This is a genomic window from Rhodococcus sp. 11-3 (assembly GCF_023704055.1).
GTDB classification, from domain to species: domain Bacteria; phylum Actinomycetota; class Actinomycetes; order Mycobacteriales; family Mycobacteriaceae; genus Rhodococcus; species Rhodococcus aetherivorans.
Genome location: NZ_CP080406.1, coordinates 5,320,350 through 5,335,001, shown reverse-complemented (window position 1 = coordinate 5,335,001; position 14,652 = coordinate 5,320,350). Strand labels below are relative to the sequence as shown.

The window sequence follows — 14,652 nt, the reverse complement described above, 5'->3', positions numbered from 1 at the left end:
CGACGCGTCCCGCTCGAGTTACCGTGACCGAAGCCTCACAGACACGTGGAAGCGGGGTGAGCATGTGGGTCTGATGGACCCGATCGACGCCGTTCTCATGACGGCGGAGCTGCTGGCCAACCCCATGCACGTCGCGGTGGTGCTGATCCTCGACCCGCCCGAGGATGCCGGCCCGCGGTTCGTCGACGACGCGTACCGGGACGCCCTCGGCCGGGGCGGCGAGGTGGATCCGGTGCTGCGGCGCCGGGCGCACCGGGGAGTGGACACCGGCGGGTGGTGGGCCTGGCGCGACGTGGACGACATCGACCTGAGCTACCACGTGCGGCGGGCGTCGCTGCCGCCGGGCGCCGGACGGGACGAGTTGTGGCAGCTGGTGGGCGCGTTGCATGCCGAGCCCCTCGACCGCTCCCGCCCGATGTGGGAGGCGCACCTCGTCGACGGCCTTCCCGACGGCCGGTACGCGCTCTACATCAAGGTCCACCATGCGGTCCTCGACGGGATCGCGGGCCTGCGGATGATCGAGGAGTCGATGTCGCCGGACCCCGATCGTCGGTCGATGTCCCCGTTCTTCGCCACCGGCGGGCGGGACCGGCCCGGGTCCGCGCACGGCGGGCTTCCCACCCCGCTCGCCCTGGCCCGCTCGGCCGTCGGGACGGTCGCCTCCGGGATGGGTCTGGTCCGTCGGACCGTCGAAGGGCAGGTCCGCTCCACGGTGCAGGGCCTGACCACCGACACCACCGTGCTGCCGTTCGCGGCGCCCCGCACCCGGCTCAACGGCCCTCTCGGAGCCGGCCGCACCTTCGCGGCCGCCGGCTGGCCGAAGGCGCGGCTGCGCGCGATCCAGCACGCGGCGGGGGTGACCGGCAACGACGTCGTCACGGCCGTTGTGGCCGGGGCGATGCGCTCGTGGTTCGCCGAGCACGACGAACTGCCCGGTGACTCCCTGGTGGCGATCTGCCCGGTCTCGGTACGCGGGCGGGAGGACGGCGGGACGGCGGGCAATGCGTTCGGAACCGCGGTGTGCACCCTGGGCACCGACCTCGCCGATCCGGCCGACCGGCTGGGCCTGATCCACCGGTCGATGCAGGTGGCCAAGGAGCGCGTCGCGTCGCTGGGGCCGGTGCCGTCGCTGCTGGTGGCAGCTCCGAGCATCCTGCCGACCATTCTGGTCCCGATGCTCCCGTTCGACCCGAGGGTGCGGCCCGGCTACAACCTTCCGATCTCCAACGTGCCCGGCCCGCGTACCGAGCTGTACTGGAACGGCGCCCACCTCGAGGAGATCTACCCCGTGTCGATCGTGTACGACGGGATGGCTCTCAACGTCACGGTGTGCTCGTATGCCGACCGAGTCGGCTTCGGATATGTGGCCGGTGGGGAAGTAATACCGGACATCGAAGCGTTGATACCTCTGACAGAGCGGTCTCTGTCACAACTGGAGGCCGCGGTAGGAGTGGCGCCATGAGTTCCGACACCGGAGCGACCAGGCGGGTGGACGGCGAGCACCCCCGGACGGAGATGATCGTCGACCCTCGCTTCCTGCCGGTTGCCGACCGGTTCTTCAAGATGTTCCGCGACACCCGGCAGGGCGGCGGGGCGCTGGCCGCGTACCTGCACGGCGAACCGGTGCTCGACATCTGGGCGGGCTGGGCGTCCCGGGACAAGCGCTGGACCCACGACACGGTGGCGCTGTCGTTCTCCACCGGCAAGGGCGTCGCGAGCACCGTGCTGCACCGGCTCGCCGAGCGCGGGCTCGTCGACTACGACGAACCGGTCGCGGCGTACTGGCCCGAATTCGGAGCCGCCGGGAAGGAATCCATCACCGTCCGGGAACTGATGTCGCACCGCGCCGGCCTGCACCGCGCGCGCGGCCTCGTGCCGGGACGCTTCGGGCTGCTCGACTCCGACGCGGTGGCGGCCGCCCTCGCGGCAGCCGCGCCGGACCCGCGCCGGCTCGCCGGCCCCGGCTATCACGCCGTCACCTACGGCAACCTCGTCGCCGAGATCGCTATCCGGGTGACCGGCCTGTCCTTCACCGAGCTGATCGAGCAGGAGATCGCCGGCCCACTCGGTCTGCGCGAGTTCTGGTTCCACGTGCCGCAGGAAGATCGGCACCGCATCGCCCGGGTGTTCCCCCGGCTGAATCCGACCCCCGCGCCGTGGGCGGTCACCGGCACCGTGCTGTCGCGGCTGCCCGGGTTGCGCGGCGTCGCCGAAGCGGGCATGGCCGAAGGCTTCGACGAGCTGGCCCGCAGCCCCGCGGCGCACGACGCGGTGATGCCGGGGTGGAACGGGGTGTTCACCGCTCGCGCGCTGGCCCGGATGTACGGGGCCCTCGCGAACGCCGGCGAACTCGGCGGGGCGCGGCTGCTGAAGGAGGAGACCCTCGAACAGGTCCTGGAGGTGCAGACCCGTCGCCGCGACTACGTGCTCGGTATCCGCCCGAACTGGCGGCTGGGCTACCACCCGGGCTGGGTCGCCCTGCGCGAGCAGCCGCTGCAGTCGATCGGCCACTTCGGCTTCGGCGGCTCCGGCGCGTTCGCCGATCCGGAAACCGGCCTGTCGATCGCCTTCGTCACCAACCGCCTCGGTAGCGTCACCCCCATCTCGGACATGCGGTTCCCGCGCCTCGGCGCCGCGGGTGTCGTCGTCGCCCGGCAGGCGGCCTGACGGCGGGCTACCTGAGGGCCTGCCGAGGAGCCCGCACCCCGTGCCGACCCGGGACCTGTCAGTGGTGCACGCGGCGCCCGGTGACCGCCTCGAACACGAACAGCAGGATCACCGGCGGCTCTGTTTCCGAACCACGGACGACGGTGGGAGACTGGGAAGCGCGAAACGGTTTCGTCTGTCCGAGGAGCGCGGCGATGACCACCCACCGAGAACATGCAGGCCACGAACACGCCCACGGCGAGGGCTGCGGGCACGTGGCCGTGCCACACGGCGACCACGTCGACTATGTGCACGACGGGCATCTGCACCGAGTCCACGACGGACACGTCGACGAGTGTGAACCCGCCGAGCATGTGGCCCACGAAGGACACGACCACGTCCACGGTGAAGGCTGCGGGCACGTGGCCGTCCCGCACGGGGATCACCTGGACTACATCCACGACGGGCACCGGCACGCCGCGCACGACGGGCACTACGACGACCACTGACCGGTACGACCTGCGTCCGCCCCTGATGCGACGGTCCGAGCCCGGGGGCCGGACGAGGGTCGTCTCCGCCCGCCGCTCGGCGAGTTGATCGAGCGCGGTCGGAAGCCGACACCTTCAGAGCGAACCCATGTGCACGCTCGCGTGGGCCCGCACCAGGACCGCGCCGTCCGGTGCGGTGAGGTGCGTGTCGATCGAGGCGAGTCGCCGGCCCGCACGGGTGACCTTCGCCTCGACGAGCATGTCGGGTCCCGGCGCCTCGGGTGAGCGCAGGTAGTCGAGGGTCAGGTTCAGCAGCCGGTACTGCCGGCCGGCGGCGGTGAGGGTCTGGGCCGCCAGTTCGGCGACGGCGTCGGCGACGGAGACCAGCACCCCGCCCTGCACCGCCCCCATGGGATTGGCCATCCACTCCACCGGCGGCACCACCGCGGTGACGTGGCCCTTCTCGACGGTCTGCAGGCGCAGGCCGAGTAGTCCCGCGAGCGGTCCGCGGGCCACCGTGCCGGCGGCGATGCCGGAGACTACGTCGAGCCCGGGGCGGTCGGTGAGCTCCGCCGGATCCGTCCAGGGTTCGGGGGTGGGCCGGGACAGACCGGACGCGTCCGCGAACGAGTCTGCGTCGAACACGGCGGGACGATTCACGACCATGGACCGCCCCGTCAGCTGGATCACCAGATCGCCTGCGTCGTCGCGGATCTGCGCGGTGCTCAGTGCCGTGTCCTCGTCCACGTGGACGGCGCGGCCGGTACCGTGCAGATTCCCCTGGGCGGAAATCGGATTCGCGGTCGACGCGCTGAGTTGGGTGAGTACGGACCGGGTGTCGCGGCCCTGGCCCCGCCACACGAGGTGCGGGGCGGCGCCGAGCACGACGTCGGTGAGCACACCGACGGACCCGACGGTGGTGCGGCCGCGGTGGTCGAGAAACCGGTTGCCGAGCGGTTGGCGGAACGCCACCGTTCGGGGCTCCCCGACCACGGTGTCGATACCCATGAAGGCGTTGAGGCGATCGGTTTCGGGGGCGGTGACGGTCACGGGAGGCATCCTGGGATCGGGAGGGACGGAGCGAGGGTTCGCTCGGTCACCGTACCGAGGCCGGGACCGGGGCGTCCCGCCCACCCCGGTCAGCCGAGATGCGCGTGCATCTCCCACACGAGGATCTCCGCGGCCGTGTCGGTGTGGATCCGCTGTCCGCCGGACCCGGTCAGTCGCACGGCGTCACCCTCCCGCAGGGTGCCGGCGCCCTCGAGCTCGGCCGTGCCCTGGGCGACGAACACGTGCAGGTACGGCGCATCGGGTAGGACGACCGTCCGGCCCGGCTGCAACCGGGCGACCGACAGCCCGGCGTACCTGTTGTGGATGCGGATGGCGGCGTGGTCGCGGTGCTCGGGGATCCCGGTCGCGACGGGCACCAGTCCGCCGCGCATCAGCTCGTCGTCGATCTCGAGCTGTTCGTAGCCGGGGGTGATGCCCGACTCGTCCGGGACCACCCACATCTGGATGAAGCGCACCGGTTCGGCGTGCTCCCCGGCGTGCAGCCCCGTGACGCCGGGCAGTCGCCAGGAGTCGTTCTTCTCCGAGTGCAGGATGCCCGTCCCGGCGCTCATCCGTTGCGCCAGGCCGGGGTAGATGACGCCGGAGTGCCCGATCGAGTCCTGGTGCACGAGGCTGCCGCGCAGCACCCAGGTCACGATCTCCATGTCGCGGTGCGGATGCGTGTCGAAGCCCTGGCCCGGCAGGACGGTGTCGTCGTTGCTGACCAGCAGCAGCCCGTGGTGGGTGTTGTCCGGGTCGTAGTGGTGCCCGAAGGAGAACGAGTGCTTCGAATCGAGCCAGGAGATCTTCGTCGTCAGCCGGTCCTCGGCGCGCCGGATGTCGATGGTCGGGGCGTCGGTCATGGTGTCTCCTCGAAAGGTATCGCGGTTCAGGGTACGGAGCGGAACGGGGCGCGGACGGGCCGGGCCGCGCAGCTTTCGGATGCGCGCCCCGGTCCCGGCGCGCGTTACGGCAACTGCTCGTGTTCGGCCGGGACGGTCCCGAGCCGGCCGGCCTGGAAGTCCTCGAACGCCTGGATGATCTCGGCCTTGGTGTTCATCACGAACGGCCCGTACATCGCCACGGGCTCGCGGATCGGCCGCCCGCCGAGCAGGAACACCTCGAGCGACGCGGTGCGCGAGTCCTGGGTGGCGGCGGCGGTGAACGTGACGCTGTCACCGTTGGGTCCGAACACGGCGGTCTGTCCCGCCCGGATCGGTGCGCGCTCCGCGCCGACGGTGCCGTCCCCGGCGAGCACGTAACCGAGCGCGTTGTACTCCCGGCGCCACGGCAGGGTCACCGAGGCGCCGGGCGCGACGGTCAGGTGGGCGAGGGCGATCGGGGTGTGGGTGACGCCGGGGCCGCGCACACCGCCGATCTCGCCGGCGACGACGCGGACGAGGGCGCCGCCGTCGGGGGAGGAGGCCAGGGCCACCTGGCTGCCGGAGATGTCCTGGTATCGGGGCTGCGCCATCTTGTTGTCCCGGGGCAGGTTCACCCACAACTGCACGCCGTGGAACAGGCCGCCGCTGGCCACGACATGTTCGGGCGGGGCCTCGATGTGCAGGATGCCCGACCCCGCCGTCATCCACTGGGTGTCGCCGCCGCCGATGGTGCCGCCGCCGCCGTTGGAGTCCTTGTGCTCCAGGATCCCGTCGATCATGTAGGTGACGGTCTCGAAGCCGCGGTGCGGGTGCCACGGGGTGCCCTTGGGTTCACCGGGTGCGTACTGCACCTCGCCCATCTGGTCCATGTGGATGAACGGATCGAGGAAGCGCTGGTCGATGCCTGCGAATGCCCGGCGCACGGGGAAACCCTCACCCTCGTATCCGACGGGGGCGGTACGGACGCCGAGGACGGGACGGGCGGGGGCGTCGGGCGCGGGGGACGGGATGCGGGGCAGGGTGAGGATGTTGTCTACGGTCACCGCGGGCATGGCGGGCTCCTTCGGCATGTAGTTGACTGTTCAACTACTCTAACCGACCGGCCGGGGGATTTGTTCCTGCCGTGCGACGGGCGCGAGCCGGCCGGTCCGGAAACGGCAAACCCCCTGCCCGAGGGGAGGGGAGGGCAGGGGGTCCGCGCCGGGCGCGTGACGCCCGGCGCCACGTCCCGCCTACGGGGGGAGGGAGGTGGGACGCGGTGTCTGTGACGGCCGATCGTCTCCGTCGGCCGGATGAAGCCAGGATACATACCCGCTGGGGTATGGTCCATCGCTTCGGTGCGCTGAGCACCGGCCGCAGAGCATAGTTCCTCGCACGGCTCTGCGCCGGGATTTCGGCGATCCCGGGCGGGCGATGAGTTTCCCGCTGCCGGGTGGTCTACCTGCTCGACACCCTCACCCGAGGTACCGTCCGCCCGCTCACACGCAAGGAGTTGAAGATGTCCCGCATGCTCTTCGCCAACCTGGCCGTCAAGGATGTCGCCGCCACCCGCACGTTCTTCGACGCTCTCGGCTTCACCTTCAACGAGATGTTCTGCGACGCCAACACCGCCTGCCTCGAGATCAACGAACAGACCTACGTGATGCTCCTCGAGGAGCCGCGCTTCCGCGATTTCATCACCGGCGACATCTGCGACACCGCCACGGCCCGTGAGGTGCTCATGAGCGTGTCCGCCGAGAGCCGCGACGAGGTCGACCGGCTCGTCGACGCCGCGCTCGCCGCCGGTGGCAGCGACTGGATCACCGCCGGCTCGGAGGAGATGAAGACCGACTTCATGTACGGCCGGGCCTTCCGCGACCTCGACGGGCACGTCTGGGAGGTCATGTGGATGGACGTCGAGGCCGCGGCCGCCGCGATGGGACCCCAGGCCGAGACGTCCGTGCAGACGTAGCGGCCGGCGTCAGGGGTGCTCGGGCAGCCCGAACAGGGCGAACAGCTCGGTGTCGAAGAACACCGTCACATGCACCACCCGGTCGCCCACGACATCGAGCACCTGCAGCTGAAACGGATGGTGCTGCCCGTCCTCGCCTCTCATGTAGAGGCCGAGGGCGGGCTGCCCGTTCGCCACCGTCGGCAGCAGAACCTGGTCTCCCGGCCCGCTCGCCGGGCAATGCGTCCGGATGAGGGTCCCGATCGCCTCGGCGCCGCGGTACCAGCCCTCGAACGGCGGCATCTCCCAGACCGCCTCCTGGGTGAGCATCTCGACGATCGAATCGATGTCGTACTTCTCGAACCCCTCGACCCAGCGCCGCACCAGCGCCTGCGCCTCCGGGCTCTCCGGCTCGACCAGATTCTCCTTCGTCACCTGCGCCTGCTGCAGCTGCGCGCGGGCCCGCTGGAGCAGGCTGTTCACCGCGGCCGTCGAGGTGTCCAGCGCGGTGGCCACCTCCGTCGCCCGCCACTGCAGCACGTCCCTCAGCAGCAGCACTGCCCGCTGCCGCGCCGACAGATGCTGCAGCGCCGCTACGAACGCCAGACGGATGGACTCGCGCGAGGTCACGATCGCCGCCGGGTCCGTCGGGTCGTCCGGCCGACCGTCGTCGCCGAGGGATCCGCCGGGAATCGGCTCGAGCCACGGCACTTCCCCGCGCTCGACGAGGTCGTCGACCGGATCCGAACTCGGCGCCCCCAGCCCCGTCGGCAGCGGCCGGCGCGACCGGCCCTCCAGCGCGGTCAGGCACACGTTGGTCGCGATGCGGTGCAGCCACGTCCGCAGCGACGAGCGGCCGCCGAAGTTGGCGTAGCCGCGCCAGGCGCGCAGGTACGTCTCCTGCACGAGGTCCTCCGCGTCGTGGATCGAGCCACTCATCCGGTAACAGTGCGCCAGCAGCTCACGCCGGTACGGACCGGCGAGCGTCAGAAAGTCGTCCTGCGAATCGAGAACCTGCTCCGTCATGGTGTGCCCCCGCCTGCCCGTCGGTCCGAAGTGCAGTTACGAGCGTGAGCGTAGCCCTGGGGGCCGACAGGAAACAGGGTCTCGAACTATCTGTGCACTCCGGGTACCGTCCAGTAACTGCCCCCGGCCGACAGCCCCGCCGGCAGGCAGCAAGGACGAGGGGGACGCGTGCCCGACATCGCGCCACGACCGACAGGCCCGTACGCCGGGGGACCGCCCGCGTCGGCCCTGCACGTCGACATGCCCCCGCTCGAGCGTTTCGGTCTGCGCGAAGCCGGCCGCACGGTCGTCGTCGCTGTGGTGCTCGTCGTCAGCGTGCTGCTGAAGCTGCTGGCCTGGCCACTGCGACCCGACGGGCGCGGCCCGGCCGACGCCGCCGCCGAGGGTACCGTCGACGCATTCGAGATCCTCGGCCCCACGTTCGTCAAGCTCGGCCAGCTCATGGCGTCGTCGTCCGGTGTGTTCCCCAAGCCGCTGGCCGACGCGTGCCTGCGCTGCCTGGACGACGTCGCGCCCGTCTCCGCGGACCAGGCCCGCGCCGTGATCGAGGAAGACCTCGGGCATCCCGTCGGCGAACTGTTCGCCCGGTTCGACGACCTGCCGCTGGCCGCCGCGTCCGTCGGCCAGGTGCACGCGTGCGTGCTGCACGACGGGCGGGAGGCGGTCGTGAAGGTGCAGCGGCCCGGCATCGCCCACCGCATGCTCATCGACCTGCGTGCGGCCTACCTCGGCGCGCGCCTGCTGCAGGCCTTCGAGTTCTTCCGCATCGCGAACGCCACCGCCATCATCCGCGACCTGCACTCGTCCACGATGACCGAACTCAACAGTGCGGTCGAGGCGGACCGGCAGAGCCGGTTCCGGGAGTGCATCGGCGCGTTCGGGGACAACACGGCCGTCACCACGCCGCAGGTGTACTGGGACTACTGCGGGCCGCGCGTGATCTGCATGGAACGCCTTCGCGGTGTGCCCATGGACCGCGTGCCCGCCGACGCCGGCATCGACACCCGCCTGCTCATCCGCCGCGGGGTGAAGGTATGGATCGAATCGGTCGTCCTGCACGGGCCGTTCCACGGCGACGTGCACGCCGGGAACCTGTGGCTGCTCGACGACGGCCGCCTCGCCTTCCTGGACTTCGGCATCGTCGGCGAGCTGCCCGAGCACTGGCGCGCCATCCTGCGCGACCTGTTCCGCGCGACCGCCATCGACGGGGACTTCGCCCGCGTGGCGCAAGGCATCCGCGCACTCGGCTACACCAGCGGACTCGATGCCGACGACGCCGAGATCGGCCGGCAGGTGGCGCAGGCCCTCGCTCCGCTCCTCGGCCGCGACCTCGGGCAGCTCCGGCTCAGCGAACTCATCGTCGCGCTGATCCGGCTCGGCAAGCAATGGGGGATCGCCAGCCCGGAGGAACTGGTGCTGTTCGGCAAGCAGCTCGGCTACTTCGAGCGCTACGCCACCGCCCTCGCCCCCGGCTGGGTCATCGGCCAGGACCTGTACCTGCTGCGCAACGTCTTCCCGGAGGAGGTGGCGCGCCGCGCCGGCGAGCAGGGGCTCGAGCTACCCGCGTAGCGCGGGCGCGGGCGCGGGCGCGCGGGGCGCGGGGGCGAGCGAATGTATCGTTCAGCTCCTCACGTCGACAGCATGGTCCATTCGCTCGGTTCGAGCCGGGGCGGCCCGACGGGTGCGGAGTGCGCCGGGCGCGTCAGCCCACATGCGTGACGGGTATCGAAGCCCCGGTGACGGCGGCGCCGTCGTCGGAGAGCAGGAACCGGATCACGCGCGCGATCTCGGCGGGCTGCGACCACGAGCGCCGGTTCGCGTCGGGCATCGCCGCCCGGTTCGCGGGCGTGTCGATGACGACGGGCAGCAGCGCGTTGACCCGGACGCCGTCGGCGGCGTACTCGACGGCCAGGGTCTCGACCAGTGCGGTCACGGCGGCCTTCGACGCGACGTAGGCGGCGCCCCCGGCGAACGGCCGCTTCGTCGCCGCGGTCGACATGCAGACCACCGACCCACCGCTGCCCGCGAGCAGGTGCGGCAGCGCCGCGCGGGTCACGGCGTAGGCGGTGCGCACGTTGAGATCCAGCTGGGCGTCGAGGACCTCGATCGGAGTCTCGTGCACCCGCGGCCCCGAGGTGAACCCGCCCACCAGATTCACCACACCGAACAGGGGCGCGGATTCCTCGGCCGCCGCGAGCGAGACGGCCTGCCGCAGCTGCGCCTCGTCGGACAGGTCCGCCTCCACGAGATGCAGACGCGGATGGTCCGCGAGCCGGCCGAGTTCGGTACGAGCCACCCAGGGGACCACGACCCGCCAGCCGGTCTCGAGCAGATGCGTCGTGACGGCGGCACCGAGCCCGCCGGTGCCGCCGGTGACGAGCGCGGTCCGGATCGCGGTCATGGGAATCCTCTCGGCCGAGCGGACGGATGCCCGTCCACGATAGGCGTCGGACGTGCCCGCGCATCGCGATACCGAGCCACACGCGCCGGTTCCGGACATCGACAACCGTCCCGGCGGTTGTCGATGTCCGAAACATGCACTCCGATAGGCGAATCCGGATCGCCGACGGACGGGGTGGTCCTATGCCGTGCGCGACGCCGCGTACGCGCCCTGCCACACCGTGTCGAACGGCGTGTGCGCCCCGACCCGGCCCTCGATGCCGGCGGTGACGAAGTCCTTCGCCAGCGCGACGGCGGCGGGCACGTCGGCGCCCTTGGCGAGTTCGGCGGTCACGGCCGCGGCGAGCGTGCAGCCGGCGCCGGAGACCCGTTCCCGGCCGACCTTCGGCGCGGAGAACACGGTGACCTCCGCGCCGTCGAAGAGCACGTCGACGGCGTCGTCGCCGGCCAGCTCCACGCCGCCCTTGGCCAGGACGTACCGCGGGCCGAGGGCGTGGATGCGGCGGGCGGCCTCGACGAGGTCGTCGACGCTCTCGATGCGGTCCATCCCCGCCAGGGTGCGGGCCTCGAACAGGTTGGGGGTGACCACCGTGGCCAGGGGCAGCACGGCCTCGCGCAGCGCGTTGTCGGTGTCGAGCGCGGCGCCGGGCTCCTGACCCTTGCAGATCAGCACCGGGTCCAGGACGACGTGCCGCCACGACCGGCGACGCAGGCCCTCGGCGACCACCTCGATGGTCGCGGGGGTGCCGAGCATGCCGATCTTGACGACGTCGAGGTCGTGGGCCGCGGTGGCGGCCTCGATCTGGTCCGCGATGACCTCGGGCGCGATCGGGACGAAGCGGTGCGACCAGTCGTTCCGCGGGTCGAACGAGACGATGCAGGTGGTGGTGCCGACGCCGTAGACGCCCAGCTCCTGGAATGTCTTCAGATCCACCTGCAACCCTGCGCCGCCGGTGGCTTCGGACCCGGCGATGACATAGGCGAGGTCGACCACGATGTACTCCAATCCGATGGGGGACAGACTGCGTGCCGGACCCGGAAGGTACCGGCACGTCGGGGGAGACCGCGGCTGCCCGCGACGTCGTCGCCGGGTTCGCACGATCGGTCCCGGCACCAGGCTAGCGCGCCCGGCCGTGCGTCCCGGCCGGACGACCTGCGCCGATGACCGGCGTCACATACGGTCCGGCGCATGTCGGTGCGGTGCGGCACCATGGGAATCGACCGGTCGAGGCACGACGACAGAAGGTGGGCGGCATGTGCGGTCGGTATGCGAGCACGGTCACCGATCAGGAACTGCGCTCCCTGTTCGACGTGGTGGAGACGGTGGGCGAGCCGCTGCCCCCGTCGTACAACGTCGCGCCGACGCAGACGGTGCGGGTGGTGCTCGAGCGCGCCCCGAAGGACGATCCGGGCGGGGAGGCGGTGCGTCAGCTCCGGTCCGCCCGGTGGGGGCTGGTGCCGTCGTGGGCCAAGGACCCGAAGATCGGCAACCGGCTGATCAATGCCCGCTGCGAGACGATCACCGAGAAACCGTCGTTCAAGGCCGCGGCCGCCCGGCGACGGTGCATCCTGCCGGCCGACGGGTACTTCGAGTGGCAGAAGCGCGAGGACGGCACCAAGGTGCCGTACTTCCTGCACGGCGACGGCGTGCTCGGAATGGCCGGCCTGTACGAGCTGTGGCCGGATCCGAGCCTGCCGGACGACCATCCCGACAAGTGGCTGTGGACCGTCACGGTGCTGACGACGGAGGCCACCGACGCCGCCGGGCAGATCCACGAGCGGTGCCCGCTGGTGCTGCCGCCGTCCTTCCACGACGTGTGGCTCGATCCGGCCCTCACCGACCGCGACGACGTCGACGCGCTGATCGCCTCCGTCCCCGAACCCCACCTGGAGCCCTACGAGGTCGGCACCGCGGTCAACAACCCTCGCAACAACCGCCCGGAACTGCTCGAGCCGGTGTGAGTGGCGCAGGGCCACCGGGGCTCGGGTGGCCCTGCCGTGGCGCGCCTCGCGATCCGAATCACTTTCCATGAAGGGAGGATTCGCGGAATCGGGGGGCGATGCTGTGGAACGCCGTGCCGACGGACGTGCCGACGGGTCTCGACCGGATCGCGTGCCCCGTCACCCTCGCGCAGGGCGTACTCGACGTCGTCGCCTCCGCGCAGACGGTGCGGTACGTCCCGCTGGTTCCCGGGGCCCGGTTCGTGCCGCTGCCGTGGGCCGGGCATGCGCCGCAGTGGGCTGTCCCCGAGGCGATCGTCGACCTGGTCCGGCGGGCCGCGGCGGAGGCATGATTCCGGCGAGCGGGTGCCGGCTGCACTTCCGCTGGTGGCTCAGCCGATCCGGACGCCGTCCGTGACGACCCAGATTCCGTCGGCGCTCTCCCGGACGGGCCGGCGCAGCTGGAGCACCACGATGCTGCCGTCCGCCCGGTTGGTCACCTCGACGGTGTGCGGGTCGGCCGCGCGTGCGTCGGTGTCGCTCCATCCGAATCGGTCCGCCACGAACGCCTGCGCGACGAGGGACGGGTCCAGCCGCCACGGCTGGCTACCCTCGTCGACCGCGCGCTGAAGCGCTTCGGCCTGCTCCGGGGTGAGGTCTTCTCCGGGAAAGGACGACCCGGCCGGTGGCGTCGCGTCCTCGCTCGTCGCGGCCGGCGACGTCTCCGGCGAGGAGGACGCGGGGGCGCTCTCGGCCGTCGTCGCCGGTGCCGGTGCCGACGCGGGAACGGACGCGCTCATGGTCGATTGCGCACCCGGCATGGTGTCGCCGTCGCCGCACGACGTGACCAATCCTACCGAGACGGCCACTGCAGCAACAGTTTTCCACAATCGTACCCGCACGGAATCCTCCTCGCGATCCGGTCACCGAGGCCGGGTGAACCGGAACTCCCACGGTTGCTGCCCGTTACCGGTCTGCACCCAGTGATCGTCCTCGATGTGCCGGAGCACCTCGGCGAGGCTTCGGTTCATCTCCGGCGCCCACGCCTCCTGCGGCGGGATGTCCCCCCACGTCCGGGGGACCGGGAAGGTGGGACCGACATAGCGGCGTTCCTCGTCTACCCGGCCGACGAACCGCTTGTACGCGTTGCCGTACTGCGAACTCAGCGTCGCGAGCAGGGAGGCCCACCACGACGTGCCGCCCGCGTCCTCCAGCTCCACGGTCAGCGTCTCCGCGTCCCCGGTTCCCGAGCTCTCGCCCATGTCTACTCCCCAACTCGTCCTTCGCGGTGTCCGTCACCGGCGACGGGAGTCGACCTTTTCTCGCTCACCAGCCCCTCGATGTGCTGGAAGAGGTCGTTCTCGCCCATGGGAAGGCCCCCTCGCCGTGGTCGTGCCCCGGGCATAGACGGTATCCGGGGCAGGCAAACCCGTCCGCGTTTCGCGGTCCCACGGCTCGGGTACCTCGCAGCCATGAGTATCGAAGACGGTCCCGGCGACACGCTCAGCCCGAGCGAGGGCCTCGATTCCGACGAAGTCCGCAACGACGACGGCGACGAGGTCGTGGACCCGCCGGAGGGCTGGAGCGGGGCCGACCGGTTCGGCACCACGCAGCGGGAGGAGCAGGAAGGCGAGTCGCTGGACCAGCGCCTCGCCGAGGAGGAACCCGACGTGGCGCCCCCGGAGCCGCTCGAGCGGCCGGTTGCGGCCATGCCGGACGACGAGCTGACCGAGGACATCGTCGACGAGGTCTACGACGGCGGAGGCGACACAGCCGTCTACGACGGCGGAGGCGACACAGCCGTCATCGACGGCGGACGTAAGCACGCAGAGCTGGTCGAGGGTGTCATCGTCGAGGACTCGCGGGTCGATCGAGGTCAGATCGGCGGCAGCCCCGAGGACGGCGAGTCCCTCTTCCCGGTGGTCGAGTGAGATGGGCGCCGCCGGTGACGCGCAGGTGCCGACACGGAGGCGGTCCTGCCGTGGTAGGGGTGTCCGGAAGAGCGATCGATGCAATGATCATTTGTCATGAGTGACAACTCGGGAGTTGCAGGCAGGGGCGGGCTCACCGTCGGCTCGCGGGTGGTGGTGCGTCGTGGCGACGACAAGAGCCGACTGCCCGGAGTGGTGGTCGAGGACTATGCGAGCGAAGCCGCCCGGGCCGGCGAGCAGCTCGGGCGGGACTGGGCGCCGGTGCGCCGGTGGGCCGTCGCGCTGGACGACGGCCGGCTCGTCTTCGCCGACGACGACGAGGTCGAGGCGGAGCCGAAGAAGTCCTGACCGCTGTC

At 71.3% G+C, this 14,652-nt stretch carries 18 protein-coding genes; 9 read left to right on the top strand and 9 right to left on the bottom strand.

The window, feature by feature from the left end; all coding sequences use genetic code 11:
* The first annotated feature begins 64 nt into the window (after window positions 1–64).
* Together KZJ41_RS24575 and KZJ41_RS24570 are read left to right on the top strand one after the other, a co-directional pair.
* Entirely contained in the window at window positions 65–1,462 is a 1,398-nt protein-coding gene (locus tag KZJ41_RS24575) for a wax ester/triacylglycerol synthase family O-acyltransferase (RefSeq protein ID WP_102799468.1), read from the top strand.
* A complete protein-coding gene (locus tag KZJ41_RS24570) occupies window positions 1,459–2,667 on the top strand; it encodes a serine hydrolase domain-containing protein (protein ID WP_006947337.1) in 1,209 nt (402 codons plus the stop codon). The genes KZJ41_RS24575 and KZJ41_RS24570 overlap by 4 nt, the downstream gene beginning before the upstream one ends.
* Before the next feature lie 58 nt (window positions 2,668–2,725).
* Here the strand turns inward: KZJ41_RS24570 and KZJ41_RS24565 are convergent, their stop codons facing one another.
* Window positions 2,726–2,869: a hypothetical protein gene (locus tag KZJ41_RS24565; RefSeq protein WP_180986962.1), complete on the bottom strand. Its 144-nt coding sequence runs from the start codon at window positions 2,867–2,869 to the stop codon at window positions 2,726–2,728.
* Here KZJ41_RS24565 and KZJ41_RS24560 point away from each other — a divergent pair.
* Entirely contained in the window at window positions 2,862–3,155 is a 294-nt protein-coding gene (locus KZJ41_RS24560; RefSeq protein WP_037201177.1) for a hypothetical protein, read from the top strand. The two genes, KZJ41_RS24565 and KZJ41_RS24560, sit on opposite strands and share 8 nt — an antisense overlap.
* Window positions 3,156–3,269: 114 nt before the next feature.
* On the opposite strand, the gene KZJ41_RS24555 is transcribed toward KZJ41_RS24560, so the two are convergent.
* The 3 genes from KZJ41_RS24555 to KZJ41_RS24545 all read right to left on the bottom strand — a co-directional run bounded on the left by KZJ41_RS24555 (window position 3,270) and on the right by KZJ41_RS24545 (window position 6,120).
* Entirely contained in the window at window positions 3,270–4,193 is a 924-nt protein-coding gene (locus KZJ41_RS24555) for a PaaI family thioesterase (RefSeq protein ID WP_037201175.1), read from the bottom strand.
* 80 nt (window positions 4,194–4,273) lie between these two features.
* Window positions 4,274–5,047 (bottom strand): pirin-like bicupin family protein, encoded by a 774-nt coding sequence (locus tag KZJ41_RS24550; protein WP_006947341.1) that lies wholly within the window; start codon window positions 5,045–5,047, stop codon window positions 4,274–4,276.
* Between the two features lie 104 nt (window positions 5,048–5,151).
* Window positions 5,152–6,120, bottom strand: coding sequence for a pirin family protein (locus tag KZJ41_RS24545; protein ID WP_006947342.1), 969 nt, complete (start codon window positions 6,118–6,120; stop codon window positions 5,152–5,154).
* 446 nt (window positions 6,121–6,566) lie between these two features.
* On the opposite strand from KZJ41_RS24545, the gene KZJ41_RS24540 reads away from it, so the two are divergent.
* On the top strand, window positions 6,567–7,019 hold the full coding sequence (locus KZJ41_RS24540; RefSeq protein WP_029546253.1) for a VOC family protein: 453 nt from the start codon (window positions 6,567–6,569) through the stop codon (window positions 7,017–7,019).
* Between the two features lie 9 nt (window positions 7,020–7,028).
* On the opposite strand, the gene KZJ41_RS24535 is transcribed toward KZJ41_RS24540, so the two are convergent.
* Complete coding sequence (locus KZJ41_RS24535) at window positions 7,029–8,024, bottom strand: sigma-70 family RNA polymerase sigma factor (RefSeq protein WP_006947344.1); 996 nt, start codon at window positions 8,022–8,024, stop codon at window positions 7,029–7,031.
* Window positions 8,025–8,192: 168 nt separating this feature from the next.
* On the opposite strand from KZJ41_RS24535, the gene KZJ41_RS24530 reads away from it, so the two are divergent.
* Window positions 8,193–9,593: an AarF/ABC1/UbiB kinase family protein gene (locus tag KZJ41_RS24530; protein ID WP_006947345.1), complete on the top strand. Its 1,401-nt coding sequence runs from the start codon at window positions 8,193–8,195 to the stop codon at window positions 9,591–9,593.
* 133 nt (window positions 9,594–9,726) lie between these two features.
* On the opposite strand, the gene KZJ41_RS24525 is transcribed toward KZJ41_RS24530, so the two are convergent.
* Both KZJ41_RS24525 and thiD read right to left on the bottom strand, forming a co-directional pair.
* The gene (locus KZJ41_RS24525; RefSeq protein ID WP_029546250.1) at window positions 9,727–10,425 is read right to left on the bottom strand and encodes an SDR family NAD(P)-dependent oxidoreductase; all 699 of its coding nucleotides are present in this window, start codon (window positions 10,423–10,425) and stop codon (window positions 9,727–9,729) included.
* Window positions 10,426–10,605: 180 nt separating this feature from the next.
* Entirely contained in the window at window positions 10,606–11,418 is an 813-nt protein-coding gene (gene thiD / locus KZJ41_RS24520; protein ID WP_231772417.1) for a bifunctional hydroxymethylpyrimidine kinase/phosphomethylpyrimidine kinase, read from the bottom strand.
* 260 nt (window positions 11,419–11,678) lie between these two features.
* On the opposite strand from thiD, the gene KZJ41_RS24515 reads away from it, so the two are divergent.
* Window positions 11,679–12,386 carry an SOS response-associated peptidase gene (locus tag KZJ41_RS24515; RefSeq protein WP_044476587.1) on the top strand — a complete coding sequence of 236 codons (708 nt, stop codon included), beginning with the start codon at window positions 11,679–11,681 and terminating at the stop codon, window positions 12,384–12,386.
* Window positions 12,387–12,484: 98 nt separating this feature from the next.
* Window positions 12,485–12,718 (top strand): alpha/beta fold hydrolase, encoded by a 234-nt coding sequence (locus KZJ41_RS24510; RefSeq protein ID WP_029546243.1) that lies wholly within the window; start codon window positions 12,485–12,487, stop codon window positions 12,716–12,718.
* 39 nt (window positions 12,719–12,757) lie between these two features.
* Here KZJ41_RS24510 and KZJ41_RS24505 read toward each other — a convergent pair whose 3' ends face one another.
* Both KZJ41_RS24505 and KZJ41_RS24500 read right to left on the bottom strand, forming a co-directional pair.
* Complete coding sequence (locus tag KZJ41_RS24505) at window positions 12,758–13,234, bottom strand: acyl transferase (protein WP_102799471.1); 477 nt, start codon at window positions 13,232–13,234, stop codon at window positions 12,758–12,760.
* Window positions 13,235–13,288: 54 nt separating this feature from the next.
* Window positions 13,289–13,627: a hypothetical protein gene (locus KZJ41_RS24500; protein ID WP_029546239.1), complete on the bottom strand. Its 339-nt coding sequence runs from the start codon at window positions 13,625–13,627 to the stop codon at window positions 13,289–13,291.
* A gap of 210 nt (window positions 13,628–13,837) precedes the next feature.
* Here KZJ41_RS24500 and KZJ41_RS24495 point away from each other — a divergent pair, with 210 nt between their 5' ends.
* Together KZJ41_RS24495 and KZJ41_RS24490 are read left to right on the top strand one after the other, a co-directional pair.
* Entirely contained in the window at window positions 13,838–14,296 is a 459-nt protein-coding gene (locus tag KZJ41_RS24495) for a hypothetical protein (RefSeq protein WP_102799472.1), read from the top strand.
* 96 nt (window positions 14,297–14,392) lie between these two features.
* The gene (locus tag KZJ41_RS24490; protein ID WP_006947358.1) at window positions 14,393–14,644 is read left to right on the top strand and encodes a hypothetical protein; all 252 of its coding nucleotides are present in this window, start codon (window positions 14,393–14,395) and stop codon (window positions 14,642–14,644) included.
* The last annotated feature ends 8 nt before the right edge of the window (window positions 14,645–14,652 follow it).